The 13,149-nt window shown below is 72.3% G+C and carries 16 protein-coding genes; 4 read left to right on the top strand and 12 right to left on the bottom strand.

Annotated elements, in window-relative coordinates; translation table 11 throughout:
- Positions 1-25: 25 nt before the first annotated feature.
- The 7 genes from O7618_RS25535 to O7618_RS25565 all read right to left on the bottom strand — a co-directional run bounded on the left by O7618_RS25535 (position 26) and on the right by O7618_RS25565 (position 5,395).
- Positions 26-451 (bottom strand): DUF4247 domain-containing protein, encoded by a 426-nt coding sequence (locus O7618_RS25535; protein WP_269694395.1) that lies wholly within the window; start codon positions 449-451, stop codon positions 26-28.
- Positions 448-942, bottom strand: a complete 495-nt coding sequence (locus tag O7618_RS25540; RefSeq protein WP_278108670.1) for a DUF2617 family protein — start codon at positions 940-942, stop codon at positions 448-450. The genes O7618_RS25535 and O7618_RS25540 overlap by 4 nt, the downstream gene beginning before the upstream one ends.
- Before the next feature lie 2 nt (positions 943-944).
- Positions 945-1,580 carry a DUF4178 domain-containing protein gene (locus O7618_RS25545; RefSeq protein WP_278108671.1) on the bottom strand — a complete coding sequence of 212 codons (636 nt, stop codon included), beginning with the start codon at positions 1,578-1,580 and terminating at the stop codon, positions 945-947.
- Between the two features lie 92 nt (positions 1,581-1,672).
- Complete coding sequence (locus O7618_RS25550) at positions 1,673-2,038, bottom strand: hypothetical protein (protein ID WP_278108672.1); 366 nt, start codon at positions 2,036-2,038, stop codon at positions 1,673-1,675.
- Between the two features lie 113 nt (positions 2,039-2,151).
- A complete protein-coding gene (clpB, locus tag O7618_RS25555; RefSeq protein WP_278108673.1) occupies positions 2,152-4,743 on the bottom strand; it encodes an ATP-dependent chaperone ClpB in 2,592 nt (863 codons plus the stop codon).
- Positions 4,744-4,829: 86 nt separating this feature from the next.
- On the bottom strand, positions 4,830-5,093 hold the full coding sequence (locus O7618_RS25560) for a hypothetical protein (protein ID WP_278108674.1): 264 nt from the start codon (positions 5,091-5,093) through the stop codon (positions 4,830-4,832).
- A complete protein-coding gene (locus tag O7618_RS25565; RefSeq protein WP_278110148.1) occupies positions 5,090-5,395 on the bottom strand; it encodes a DivIVA domain-containing protein in 306 nt (101 codons plus the stop codon). Before O7618_RS25565 ends, O7618_RS25560 begins: the two co-directional genes overlap by 4 nt.
- Positions 5,396-5,612: 217 nt before the next feature.
- On the opposite strand from O7618_RS25565, the gene O7618_RS25570 reads away from it, so the two are divergent.
- From O7618_RS25570 to O7618_RS25585, 4 genes are all read left to right on the top strand, one after another.
- Positions 5,613-5,831: a winged helix-turn-helix domain-containing protein gene (locus O7618_RS25570; RefSeq protein WP_278108675.1), complete on the top strand. Its 219-nt coding sequence runs from the start codon at positions 5,613-5,615 to the stop codon at positions 5,829-5,831.
- A 61-nt stretch (positions 5,832-5,892) separates the two neighbouring features.
- Entirely contained in the window at positions 5,893-6,393 is a 501-nt protein-coding gene (locus O7618_RS25575) for a cation:proton antiporter regulatory subunit (RefSeq protein ID WP_278108676.1), read from the top strand.
- A gap of 5 nt (positions 6,394-6,398) precedes the next feature.
- Positions 6,399-7,610 (top strand): cation:proton antiporter, encoded by a 1,212-nt coding sequence (locus O7618_RS25580; RefSeq protein WP_278108677.1) that lies wholly within the window; start codon positions 6,399-6,401, stop codon positions 7,608-7,610.
- Between the two features lie 169 nt (positions 7,611-7,779).
- Complete coding sequence (locus O7618_RS25585) at positions 7,780-8,208, top strand: hypothetical protein (RefSeq protein WP_278108678.1); 429 nt, start codon at positions 7,780-7,782, stop codon at positions 8,206-8,208.
- A gap of 91 nt (positions 8,209-8,299) precedes the next feature.
- On the opposite strand, the gene O7618_RS25590 is transcribed toward O7618_RS25585, so the two are convergent.
- From O7618_RS25590 to dnaK, 5 genes are all read right to left on the bottom strand, one after another.
- On the bottom strand, positions 8,300-8,491 hold the full coding sequence (locus O7618_RS25590) for a hypothetical protein (protein ID WP_278108679.1): 192 nt from the start codon (positions 8,489-8,491) through the stop codon (positions 8,300-8,302).
- 244 nt (positions 8,492-8,735) lie between these two features.
- Positions 8,736-9,176, bottom strand: coding sequence for a helix-turn-helix transcriptional regulator (locus tag O7618_RS25595; RefSeq protein ID WP_278108681.1), 441 nt, complete (start codon positions 9,174-9,176; stop codon positions 8,736-8,738).
- Between the two features lie 24 nt (positions 9,177-9,200).
- Complete coding sequence (gene dnaJ / locus O7618_RS25600; protein ID WP_278108682.1) at positions 9,201-10,379, bottom strand: molecular chaperone DnaJ; 1,179 nt, start codon at positions 10,377-10,379, stop codon at positions 9,201-9,203.
- Positions 10,380-10,458: 79 nt separating this feature from the next.
- Positions 10,459-11,211 carry a nucleotide exchange factor GrpE gene (gene grpE, locus O7618_RS25605; RefSeq protein WP_278108684.1) on the bottom strand — a complete coding sequence of 251 codons (753 nt, stop codon included), beginning with the start codon at positions 11,209-11,211 and terminating at the stop codon, positions 10,459-10,461.
- Between the two features lie 48 nt (positions 11,212-11,259).
- Positions 11,260-13,137 carry a molecular chaperone DnaK gene (dnaK, locus tag O7618_RS25610; protein WP_278108685.1) on the bottom strand — a complete coding sequence of 626 codons (1,878 nt, stop codon included), beginning with the start codon at positions 13,135-13,137 and terminating at the stop codon, positions 11,260-11,262.
- Positions 13,138-13,149: the final 12 nt, after the last annotated feature.

Consider the following 13,149-nt stretch of genomic DNA (forward strand, 5'->3'; position numbering starts at 1 on the left):
CTCCAGGGTGAGGGGGTCGGACGGGCTACTTGCCGGCACCGGGGCCGCCGCCCCGGACGGTGCTGCCTCGGCCCCAGCCCCAGCTGTTGCCGACGACGCCGTGGTAGCGGGGATAGGCGGTTCGCATCCGTTCCAGCAGGATCACCGAGCCGACGGCGAGCGGGAGGATCACCACCGAGTCGTCGTCGTAGCGCAGGTAGACGCCGCTGCCGTCGACGTACTGGTCGGCCGGCTGCCAGGTGTCGGTGATCTCCTTCGAGACCTGGCTGGGCGACTTGTTCGAGGTGTACGCGACCGCCTGCGAGCCGATGTCCCGCCCGGACGCGCGGGAGAAGTGGTCCTGCACGTAGCCGCGGGGCGAGAAGTTGCCGTAGAAGATCGCGAAGGCGGCGACCAGGGCGCCGACGACGGCGACCGCCACGCCCACCACGAACCACCGTCGGTACGTCACAGCTCCTCCACCACCGTCTCGGTCAGGACCAGCTCGTTGGTCTGCGGGTAGGCGTGCCAGGTGCGCCAGGCGACCGCGCCGTCCGGCGGGTCGGGCGCGACGGCGAGCGCGGTGACCGCGTCCTCGTCGCCGGGGAACACGCCGACCAGCGCGTACGGGTCGCCGGCCAGCTCGGCGCGGAGCGCCGCGACCCGGCCGCGCAGGCCGTCGCCGGCCGGCCGGAGCACGGTGGCGGTGAAGCGGTAGCCGGCGGCCACGTCGTGCAGGCTGTCCGGCAGGTGCGGCCGGCGGCCGGGCAGGCAGGCGACCGTCTCGGTCAGCGCGCCGGCGACGACCTGGTGGGAGGCGCCCAGCAGGCGCAACCGCAGCCGTGGCCGGCCGGGCAGGTCGAGATCGCGGACGGCGAGCGCGGGCAGCTCCGGGCCGCCGAGGGTCAGGCTCAGGTCGGCGGCGCGGCTGTCGACGTAGGGGGTCTGAAGGGCGACGAGCACGCTCACTTCACCTGGTCCGGGCCGCCCTGCGGGTAGATCATCACCTCGGCGCGGCGCAGTTCCTCACCGAGGTTCACCTCCCAGCCGGCCTCGCCGTACGCCTCGAACGACAGCCGGGCCCCGCCGGGCGCCTGGTAGTCGTGGTAGCGCATGGTGCCGCGCGGGTCGAGGCCGGTGCCCTCGGTGGCGGTGTAGCGGGCCTGGCCGGACTCGTCCCAGTTGTAGCGCCGGCCGCCGATCTCCAACGTGGGCGCGCCCGGCGTGATCGTGGCCCCCGGCTCGCTGGCCCAGAGCACCATCTCCAGGTCCGGCTCCGCCTCGACGGAGAGCCAGCGCTTCACCCCGCCCGCGTCGTCGAGCAGGTGCTCCGACCAGCTCCAGCCGCCCTCGACCAGGTGCACCGAGCCGCGCACGGTGTAGGGCACCGAGCGGATCTCGACGATGTCGCCGGGCTTGAGCGCGCGCGGGTCGCCGCGCAACGCGTCCGCGTCGGATTCCCGGAACGGGTCACCGGGGGCCGCCGCCTTCGGGCGGGACGTCGAGCGGGACCTGCGCAGCGCGAGCACCGCGACCACCACACCGGCCGCCCCGAGCAGACACCCCAGCGTGGCCACCACGTACGCCACCGAACCGTTCATGACCGCCTCCCCCAACGTGCATTGGCGGAGACGGTAACAACCCCGCGCACCTTGCCCGAAGTGCTGTTCGCTGAGTGTGTGGTCAGCTACGGTCAGCCGCCGGTGAGACGCTCGGCGGCGTACTCGCGCAGCGTCGTCCGGCCCATCACGCACCCGCTGAACGTGGTGAACTCGCCGTCGTCGTCGCGCAGCCGCTCCCAGGCGTTCCGCCCGGCCTCCGGGTCGACCGCCTCCAGCAGCGTCGCCGCGTACGCCTTCCCGGCGGGCGTGCCCTTCTTCAGCAACCGCTCGACGCGCTTCCGGGCCGCCTCCGGGTGCTCGCGCAACTCCTGCTCCAGCACCCGGTACGCCTCGGTCGCGGGCAGGATCTGCCCCGCGAACCCGACCCCGCCGAAGGCCAGGGTGTCCGCGTCGTCGAGCGCCCGCGCCGCCTGGTCCAGTTCCCGCTTCCCGCTCATACCCCACTATGTGCCCACCCCACCCCCTCCTCACCCCTCTGCCCACCCCCACGCCCCCGCCCGGCAGGGTGCAGGCCCGGCCGGAGGGCCGGGCCTGCACGGGGAGAAGCGGGTCAGGCAGAGGTGACCGTCAGGGCGTCCTTGGTGTCGGCGAGGTCGACCTGGACCGTGTCGCCGTCGCGGATCTCGCCGGCCAGCAGCGCCTTGGCGAGGCGGTCGCCGATGGCGGACTGCACCAGGCGGCGCAGCGGGCGGGCGCCGTAGATCGGGTCGTACCCGTGCTCGGCCAGCCAGGTGCGGGCCGTGTCGGTGATGTCCAGGCCCAGCCGGCGGTCGGCCAGCCGGCGCCGCAGCCGGTCGAGCTGGATGTCGACGATCGCCCGCAGGTCGGCGCCCTGGAGCGCGGCGAACACCACGATGTCGTCGAGCCGGTTGAGGAATTCCGGCTTGAAGTGCGACCGGACCGTCGCGAGCACACCCTCGCGCCGCTCGTCCTCGGTCAGCGTCAGGTCGCTGATCACCGACGAGCCGAGGTTCGAGGTGAGGACCAGGATCGCGTTGCGGAAGTCCACGGTGCGGCCCTGACCGTCGGTGAGCCGACCGTCATCGAGCACCTGGAGCAGCACGTCGAAGACGTCCGGGTGGGCCTTCTCCACCTCGTCCAGCAGGATCACCGAGTAGGGCCGGCGGCGCACCGCCTCGGTGAGCTGGCCGCCCTCGGAGTAGCCGACGTAACCGGGCGGGGCGCCGACCAACCGGGCCACGGAGTGCTTCTCGCCGTACTCGCTCATGTCGATGCGGACCATGGCCCGCTCGTCGTCGAAGAGGAACTCGGCGAGCGCCTTGGCCAGCTCGGTCTTGCCGACACCGGTCGGGCCGAGGAAGAGGAAGCTGCCGGTCGGGCGGTCCGGGTCGGCGACGCCGGCCCGGGCGCGGCGGACCGCGTCGGAGACCGCGCCGACCGCCTCGGCCTGGCCGACCACCCGGGAGCCGAGCGACTCCTCCATCCGCAGCAGCTTGGCGGTCTCGCCCTCCAGCAGCCGGCCGGCCGGGATGCCGGTCCAGGAGGCGACCACGGCGGCGATGTCGTCCGACCCGACCTCCTCCTTGAGCATCGCGCCGTCGGCCTGGAGCCGGGCCAGCTCCTCCTCCGCCTGCTTCAGCTCGCCCTGGAGCGCGGGGATCCGGCCGTACCGCAGCTCGGCGGCGCGTTCCAGCTCGCCGTCCCGCTCGGCCCGCTCGGCCTCGCCGCCCAGGCGCTCCAGCTCCTCCTTCGCGGTGGAGAGCTTGGTGATGTGGCTCTTCTCGGTCTGCCAGCGCTCGGAGAGCGCGGTGAGCTGCTCGCGCTTGTCGGCCAACTCCTTGCGCAGCCGCTCCAGCCGCTCGGCGGACGCGGCGTCGGGCTCCTTGGCCAGCGCCATCTCCTCGATCTCGAGCCGGCGCACCGCCCGCTCGATCTCGTCCACCTCGACCGGCCGCGAGTCGATCTCCATCCGCAGCCGGGACGCGGACTCGTCGACCAGGTCGATCGCCTTGTCCGGCAGGAACCGGTCGGTGATGTAACGGTCGGAGAGCGCGGCGGCGGCGACCAGCGCGGCGTCGGTGATCCGCACGCCGTGGTGCACCTCGTAGCGCTCCTTGAGCCCGCGCAGGATGCCGATGGTGTCCTCGATGGTCGGCTCGCCGACCAGCACCGGCTGGAAGCGGCGCTCCAGCGCCGGGTCCTTCTCGATATGCTCGCGGTATTCGTCGAGCGTGGTCGCGCCGACCATCCGCAGCTCGCCACGGGCCAGCATCGGCTTGAGCATGTTGCCGGCGTCCATCGAGCCCTCGCCCTTGCCGGCACCGACCACGGTGTGCAACTCGTCGAGGAACGTGATGACCTGACCGTCGGAGTTCTTGATCTCCTCCAGGACGGACTTCAGCCGCTCCTCGAACTGCCCCCGGTAGGACGCGCCGGCCACCATGGCGCCGAGGTCGAGCGAGACGAGCTTCTTGTCCCGCAGCGACTCCGGCACGTCGCCGGCCACGATCCGCTGGGCCAGGCCCTCGACGATGGCGGTCTTGCCGACGCCCGGCTCGCCGATCAGCACCGGGTTGTTCTTGGTGCGCCGGGACAGCACCTGGATCACCCGGCGGATCTCCGAGTCCCGACCGATCACCGGGTCGATCTTGCCGTCGCGGGCGCTGGTGGTCAGGTCGACGCCGTACTTGGCCAGCGCCTGGTAGGTCTGCTCCGGGTCGGCCGTGGTCACCCGCCGGTCCCCGCCCCGAACGGTGGGGAACGCGGCGACCAGGTTCTCCTCGGTGGCACCGGCGTTCTTCAACGCGACCGAGACCGCGCCGCCGACCTGGGCGAGCCCGGCCAGCAGGTGCTCGGTGGAGGTGTATTCGTCGCCCAGCGGCCGGGCGATCTGCTCGGCGGCGCCGATGGCGTTGACGAACTCCCGGGCCAGGGTCGGCTCGGCGAGGCTGGACCCGCGCGCCGCCGGCAGCGCGTCGACCGAGCGCAGCGCGACCCGGCGCAGCTCGGCCGGGTCGGCCCCGACCGCGCGCAGCAGGCCGGCGGCGGTCGAGCCGTCGGTGTCCAGCAGCGACAGCAGCAGGTGCCAGGGCTCCACGGTGGCGTGACCGCGCTGGTTCGCCAGCGCGACGGCACCGGTGATGGTCTCGCGGCTCTTGGTGGTGAGACGTTCCGTGTTCATGGGCTCCCCCGGGATCGGCGTGTCCACTGGGAACGACACAACCAGACTTGAGTCTATTCCGCTCAACTCTGTCGGTGTGACCCGGGTCACTTTCTGGACGGGCCGGGCAGGCGCGCGGTGCAGGGCGTGACGTGGTCGGCGCGTAACACACAGCGCCGGCCGCCGTCGAGCCTGCGGTCGCAGAACACCCAGTGGCGCACGCACTGCTCGTCCTCGGCCGAGACGGTGATCCCGCCCAACTCGACCACCGCCAGGAACCCCAGCGCCCAACCGGCGGTACGACCGAGGATCTTCGCCCGCGCCAGGTCCGCCGCCCGCACCGGCAGGTGGATCACGTATCGCCCGGTCACGGCCGACAGGCCAGGTCGCGCATCGTGGGCGCCCGCCGGGACCGCCACTCCCGCAACGCGCCCTTGATCCGGGCCGCCTCGTCCCGGCTGCGGACCACCTCGGCGTACGCGGCGGCGAGATCCCCGGCGACGCGATCGAGGAACGCGGCGACCTCGGCCGGGTCCGGCCCCCGGCGGCGCGTCCGGAAGCTACGGCCCCGCACCTGCCAGGGCCGCAGCGGGAGGTAAGACGTGGAGCGGTGGGCACCGGGCGGCGCGACGTTGGACGGACCGACGTCCCGCCGCCGGGCACGGATTCGCACGAGGTCGCGCACGACGCTTATCCCTTCTCGCGGGGCGGGGGTCGGGACGAGCCTCGGGGACGCCCGTCCCGACCCGGGGAAGCGCTCCAAGTGCCACCCGGGAGCGTTCACGAGCAACCTACAATCGGTACCGGTTGCAGGTCAACGACCAACCCACGATTGCTTGAGGTCGGAGGTGGAGACGTGGTCGAATGGGCATGCCACCCGGGGAGTGTGTATGCCCAAGCAGCAGTACCAGATGCTCGCAGACGAGATGAAGAGCAAGATCGATTCGGGAGAGTGGCCGCCCGGCCACAAGCTGCCGAGCCGCGCTCAGCTGTGCAAGGAGCACGGCGTCTCCGACACCGTGGTCGGCAAGGCGATGATGATCCTTCGCGCGACCGGCCTCACCGAGACGCTCGAAGGCGTCGGCGTGTTCGTCGCCGACCCCAAGTAGGCGAGCCGGAGCCGACGCCGCCGCCAACCAGTACATGTCCGGCAGAGGTAGCCTCACCGGCGTGCGAGTACGTGTCGAACAGACCGCCTTACCCGGGATCGGCGTACGTCATGACTTCATGACGGAGTCCGGCCGCCGGCTCGGCGTGGTCTCCCACCGCAATGGCCGCCGCGACCTGGTCCTCTACGACCCGGACGATCCCGACTCCGGTCAGCACGACATCCCTCTGACCGACGACGAGGCGGAGGCGCTCGCCGACATCCTCGGCGCGTCGCTGATGCTGGGCCAGCTCTCCGGGCTGCGCGAGCAGGCCGCCGGGCTGCTGACCGAGCAGATCGTCATCCCGGCCGGCTCCAAGTACGTCGGGCGGCGGCTCGGCGACACCAAGGCCCGCACCCGGACCAGCGCGTCCATCGTGGCCGTGCTGCGTCAGGGCGAGGTGAACGTCTCGCCCGACCCCACCTTCCGGTTCGAGAACGGCGACGTGGTCGTCGTGGTCGGCACCCGTCAGGGTCTCGACGGCGTGACAGCGATCCTCGCCGAGACCGATCCGGACGGCTGACGCGTATGCACGAAACCACCGTCCTGCTCATCGAGGTCGGGGCGCTGCTGCTCCTGCTCGGCCTGCTGGGCCGGCTGAGCCGTCGCTTCGGCGTCTCGCCCATCCCGCTCTACCTGCTCGCCGGCCTCGCGTTCGGGCACGGCGGCCTGCTGCCGCTGAACGCCAGCGAGGAGTTCTTCGCCGTCGGCGCGGAGATCGGCGTGATCCTGCTGCTGGTCATGCTCGGCCTGGAATACAGCGCCAACGAACTGGTGGGCAACCTCCGCTCGGCGGCGCCCGCCGGCCTGATCGACGCGGTGTTCAACGCGCTGCCCGGGTTCGCCTTCGCGCTGCTGCTCGGCTGGGGCTGGGTGGCCGCCGTGGTGCTCGCCGGCGTGACCTGGGTGTCCTCCTCCGGCGTGATCGCCAAGGTGCTCGGCGACCTGGGCCGGGTCGGCAACCGGGAGACCCCGGTGATCCTCTCCGTCCTGGTGATCGAGGACCTGGCGATGGCCCTCTACCTGCCGCTGGTCACCGCCTTGCTCGCCGGGGTCGGCCTGGTCAAGGGCGGCTTCGCGCTCGCCGTCGCGGTGCTCACCGTGGTCGTCGTGCTGGCCGTGGCGATCCGGTACGGCCACCTGATCTCCACCGCGCTCTCCGCCAAGGACCCGGAGGCGCTGCTCCTCGGCGTGCTCGGCCTGACCCTGCTGGTCGCCGGCCTCGCGGCGAAGCTCCAGGTCTCCGCCGCGGTCGGCGCCTTCCTGGTCGGCATCGCGCTGTCCGGGCCGGTCGCGCACCACGCCACCGAGCTGCTCTCGCCGCTGCGGGACCTCTTCGCCGCGGTCTTCTTCGTGTTCTTCGGACTGGTCACCAATCCGCTGGACATGCCGCCGGTGCTGCTGCCCGCGCTGCTGCTCGCCGTGGTGACCATGGCGACGAAGGTGGCCACCGGCTACCTGGCCGCCCGCCGGGCCGGCATCGCCGAGCCCGGTCGCTGGCGGGCCGGGCTGGCGCTCACCCCGCGCGGCGAGTTCTCCATCGTCATCGCCGGGCTGGCCGTCTCGGCCATCCATCCGGTGGAGCCCAGGCTGGCCGCGCTCGCCACCGCGTACGTGTTGATCACGGTGGTGACCGGTCCGCTGCTGGCCCGGCTGCCGGACACGCCGTGGTTCAAGCGGTGGCTGCGCCAACGCGCCGCCGCCACCCGGGCCACCACCCAGGTACGGGTGGGCGACTGACCTCGGCCGGGCCGGAGTCGCGACTCAGCGCTCCGGCCCGGCCAACGGTTGTCAAATTGATTCCGGGAAGGTCTACCACTGCTCCGCCCAACCGCGTTAACGTGTCGCCCCAGCAGCAGCATCTGCGGGTGGCCAGCGCCCCCCGCCAGCGAATGCGGAAGGTCGGCCGGTGAGCGTGCAGGAAGAGACGTTCCACGGCTTCGCCAACCCGGTCGACCCGTCGCCCGCCGAGCTGCGAGCCTGGGCCTACCAGCCGGACTCGGTGCCGCTGACCTCCATGCCGCCAGACTGGGACCTGCTGGTCGCCGGTGACCACCTGGTGCAGACGCTGTTCGACCTGGCGATGGACCAGAGCTGCCCGGCGCGTCGGTTCGCGCTGCACTGCCTCTACATCTACGCCGCCGACGGCATCCGGACGAACTTCCGGGCCCACCCGAAGCGGCGCTTCCGCAAGCTGGTCGAGCACGCCGAGCGGGCCGGCGACGACCTGATGCGCAACTGGGCGCACAACAGCCGGGTGCTGCTCGCCCGCCCCGACCTCTTCGTCTACCGGGACTGGTGCGAGGGCGGCCTGGTCCGCGAGAACCGCCGCCTCTGACCCCCGCCCCGCCTCCGAAGCCGTGACGAACGGGCCGGGACCCCCCGTGGGTCCCGGCCCGCACGTCGGTGGATCGTCAGGTCGATCCGCCCTACTTCTTCCGGCGCTCGTCGTCCCTGGCCCGGTCCACACCGTGGTCGGTCTGGTCGCCGAACCGCCCCTCCTTGACCTTGTCGCTGAAGCGGCCCTCGGTCACCCGGTCGAACCGCTCCCGGACGTTCTCGGCCACCTTCTCCAGCCGTTCCTCCGCCCGTTCCGCCACCTTCTTCGCCGGTTCCGCCATGGCTCCCCCCGCCAGCCCGGATTCCGTTTCAGGGCAGTTATCCCTGATCAGCAGCGTAGTGCACGCCACCCTGCCGCACCCGGCTTTCCGGGCAACCTCCGCCCGGTCACGCGCGGTCGGACGCCATGCGTCCCTCAGCGCGTCGGAGACACCCATGGCGCTCCACCGGACAGGCGCCCGCGACGACGAAGGCCAGCACCCCCGGGAGAACGTGGGGATGCCGGCCTTCGGTGGAACGCGAGCGTCAGCGGTCGGGGGTGCGGCGGGGGCGCCAGACGACGAGCGCGGTGGAGGTGCGGTTGGTCGGCACGAGGTCGCCGCGGGCGAAACCGCCCAGCGACTCCAGCTCGGCGATCCGCCGGTACGCGGCATCCAGCTCCGCCTCCAGCCGGGCCACCCGCTGCTGCGCCTCCTCCAACAGCCGCTCCAGCCCGATGATCCGCTTCACACCGGCCAGGTTGATCCCGTCGTCCTGGCTGAGGCGCTGCACCTCGCGGAGCAGCACCACGTCCCGGACGCTGTACCGTCGACCGCCGCCGGCCGCCCGGCCGGGCTGCACCAGGCCCAGCCGGTCGTACTGGCGCAGCGTCTGGGGATGCATGCCCGCCATCCGCGCGGCCACCGAGATCATCAGAATCTTGGCCTCGTAGGCCGGGTCACCCGACCCGACGTACTCCTCCGACATGCCCGCTCACCTCCGCTGCCGCCGTCAACCGAATCGACGCACCCGCGCGTCGAGATGTTCCCGCGCGGCGGGCGGGGTCTGCGCCGCGAAGGTCTCCAGGGCCGCCCGCGCCTCGTCCGACACCGTCGCCGGGACCACCACGTCCAGCGTGACCAGCAGGTCACCGGCGCGGCCGTCCTTGCGGACGACGCCCTTGCCCCGGGCCCGCAGCACCCGTCCGGCGGGAGTACCCGGCGGAACCCGCAGAGTCACCGTGCCGTCCAGGGTCGGGACCCGCAGGTCGGTGCCGAGCACGGCCTCGGCGTACGTGATCGGGACGTTCAGGGTGAGATCGTCCCCGGTGCGCCCGAACAGGTCGTCCGGGCGGACCTTCACGTGCACGAACAGGTCACCGGCCGGACCGCCCCGCTCGCCCGGCTCACCTCGGCCGGCCAACCGGATCCGCTGCCCGTCGGCCACGCCGGCCGGGAAGCGCACGTTCAGCGTGCGGGTCTTGGTGACCCCGCCGGTGCCGTGGCACTCCGGGCACTTCTCCTCGACGACCGTGCCGACACCCTGGCAGTTGCGGCACGGCTCGGAGAAGCTGAACGACCCCTGGTTACGGGTCGTGACCCCGGCGCCGTGGCAGACCGGGCAGGCGACCGGTTGGGTGCCCGGCTTCGCGCCGTTGCCGTGGCAGGTGTCGCAGACCCCGGGCGCGCGCAGGGTCAGCGGCAGCGTGACGCCGCGAACCGCGTCGGAGAAGTCGAGCGCCACCTCGGCCTCGACGTCCCGGCCGCGGGCGGAGCCGCGCGGGCGGGCCGCGCCGCCGCCGGAGAAGATCGTGCTGAACAGGTCGGTGAAGCCGCCCCCGCCGAACCGGGTGTCGCCGCCACCACCGCCGCCTCCGCCGAACAGGTCGGAGACGTCGAACGGCGCGCCGCCCGGCTGGCCCGCGCCGCGGGCGCCGCGCCGGAACGCGCCCGAGCCGAAGAGCGACCGCATCTCGTCGTACTCGCGCCGCTTCTTCTCGTCGCCGAGCACCGCGTACGCCTCGGAAACGGTCTTGAACCGCTCCTCGGCCCCGGTGTCACCGGGGTTGTGGTCCGGGTGCGACTCCCGGGCCAGCTTCCGGTACGACTTCTTGATGTCGTCCGAGGAGGCGGACTTGTCCACGCCCAACGCGGCGTAGTAGTCCTTCTCGATCCAGTCCTTGGAACTCACCGGTCCACCCCCTTCCACGGGTCGGATCCCGATCGTCCCGCCCGCCCGAGCGGGGCGGGCGGGACGTCACGGGTCGGCACTACTCCGGGTCCGCGACCGCGACCAGGGCCGGCCGCAGCAGCCGCTCGCCGAGCTGGTAGCCCCGGCGCATGACCTGCACGCAGGTCGGCTCGGTCACCTCGGCGGACGTCTGGTGCGCCACCGCCTCGTGCCGGGTCGGGTCGAACGGGTCGCCCTGCTCGCCGAACGCGGTCAGGCCGAACTTGCCCAGCGCGCCGGTGAGCTGCTCGGCCACGCTGCCGAACGGGCCCACCAAGTCGCCGTGCTCGCGGGCCCGGTCCAGGTCGTCGAGGATCGGCAGCAACGCGGTGAGCACCCCGCCGGTCGCCTGCTCCTGGACCAGGTTGCGGTCCCGGTCGACCCGCTTGCGGTAGTTGGCGTACTCCGCCGAGACCCGCTGGAGATCGCGGGTGCGCTCCTCCAGGTCGGAGCGGAGCGACTCCAGCTCGGCGCCGAGCGGGGCGGCCGTGCCGCCGGTCTCCCCGCTCGGCTCGGCGGGCGCGTCGACCACGGGCGGCCCGGAGACGTCGGCCTCGCCGACGATCTCGTCGACCACCACCTCGGCCTCCTCGACGAGCCCCTCGGCGGGCGCGTCCGCGGCGGCGTCGGCGGCCGAGGCGTCGTTCGCCGGCTCCTCGGTCACCTTGCCGAGCTTGCGCTTGTCGCGGATGACGACCCGCGGCTCGTCGCCGGCGTCCTTGCCGGCGCCGGCGGAGCCACCCGGCGCCGACCCGGTGGAGCCCGGGTCGGCCGCTCGTGGCGTGTCCGTCATGCGGTTACCTCATCCCTCTGCGGTGCGAGTCGGGTCGGGGACCGGCTGTCACTTCTTGTCCTCGTCCACGATCTCCGCGTCGACCACGTCGTCGGCGCCGCCGGCCTGCGGGCCACCGGTCGCACCGGCGCCGGCACCGGGGCCGGCCGCACCGGCACCCGGGGCGCCCTGGGCACCCGGCTCGCCCTCCTGCTGCTGGGCGTAGAGCAGCGAACCGGCCTGCTGGGAGACCTGGGCCAGCTTCTCGTGCGCGGCCTTGATCTTGTCGATGTCCTGCCCGCCGAGGGCGCTGCGCAGCTCGCCGAGCGCCTCGTTGAGCTGGTCGCGGTTCTCCGCCGGCAGCTTGTCGCCGCTCTCGGCGAGGAACTTCTCGGTCTGCCACTGGAGCGCCTCGGCGACGTTGCGGGTCTCCGCCTCCTCGCGACGGCGCTTGTCCTCGTCGGCGTGCTCCTCGGCGTCCCGGCGCATGCGCTCGATGTCGTCCTTCGGCAGCGAGGAGCCGCCGGTGATGGTCATCTTCTGCTCCTTGCCGGTGCCCAGGTCCTTGGCGTGCACGTTCACGATGCCGTTGGCGTCGATGTCGAACGTGACCTCGATCTGCGGCACGCCGCGCGGCGCCGGCGGGAGGCCGGTCAGCTCGAAGGTGCCGAGCTTCTTGTTGTAGGCCGCGATCTCGCGCTCGCCCTGGAACACCTGGATCAGCACCGACGGCTGGTTGTCGTCGGCCGTGGTGAAGACCTCGGAGCGCTTGGTCGGGATGGTGGTGTTGCGCTCGATGAGCTTGGTGAAGATGCCGCCCTTGGTCTCGATGCCCAGGCTCAGCGGGGTCACGTCGAGCAGCAGGACGTCCTTGACCTCACCCTTGAGCACGCCGGCCTGGAGGGCGGCGCCGACGGCGACGACCTCGTCCGGGTTGACGCCCTTGTTCGGGTCGCGGCCGGTGAGCTGCTTGACCAGGTCGGTGACGGCCGGCATCCGGGTCGAGCCGCCGACCAGGATGACGTGGTCGACGTCGGAGACCTTGATCCCGGCGTCCTTGACGGCCTGCTCGAACGGGCCCTTGCAGCGGTCCAGCAGGTCCTGCGTCATGCGCTGGAACTCGGCGCGGCTCAGCGTCACGTCGAGGTGCAGCGGGCCGGCGGAGCCGGCGGTGATGTAGGGCAGGTTGATGTTGCTGGTGGTGGCGGCGGACAGCTCGATCTTGGCCTTCTCGGCCGCCTCCTTGAGCCGCTGCATGGCCATCTTGTCCTGGGAGAGGTCGATGCCGTGCTCGCCCCGGAACGTCTTCACCAGGTGGTCGATGATCCGCTGGTCCCAGTCGTCGCCGCCGAGCTGGTTGTCACCGCTCGTCGACTTGACCTCGACCACGCCCTCGGCCAGCTCCAGCAGCGACACGTCGAAGGTGCCGCCACCGAGGTCGAAGACCAGGACGGTCTGCTCCTTGGAGCCCTTGTCCAGGCCGTACGCCAGGGCCGCCGCGGTCGGCTCGTTCACGATCCGCAGCACGTTGAAACCGGCGATCTCACCGGCCTCCTTGGTGGCCTGGCGCTGCCCGTCGTTGAAGTAGGCGGGGACGGTGATCACCGCGTCCGCGATCTGCTCACCCAGGTAGGCCTCGGCGTCCCGCTTGAGCTTCATCAGCGTCCGCGCGGAGATCTCCTGCGGGGTGTACTTCTTGCCGTCGATGTCGACGGTCCAGTTGGTGCCGATCTCCCGCTTGACCGAGCGGATGGTCCGGTCGGGGTTGGTCACCGCCTGACGCTTGGCGACCTCACCGACGAGCACCTCGCCGTTGCGGGCGAACGCGACGATCGAGGGAGTCGTCCGCGAGCCCTCGGCGTTGGCGATGACGGTGGGCTCACCGCCCTCGAGAACGCTGACGCAGGAGTTCGTCGTGCCGAGGTCGATGCCGACCGCACGTGCCATGTTCGCTTCCTC

This window comes from Micromonospora sp. WMMD980, assembly GCF_029626035.1.
In the GTDB taxonomy this organism is placed as follows: Bacteria; Actinomycetota; Actinomycetes; order Mycobacteriales; family Micromonosporaceae; genus Micromonospora.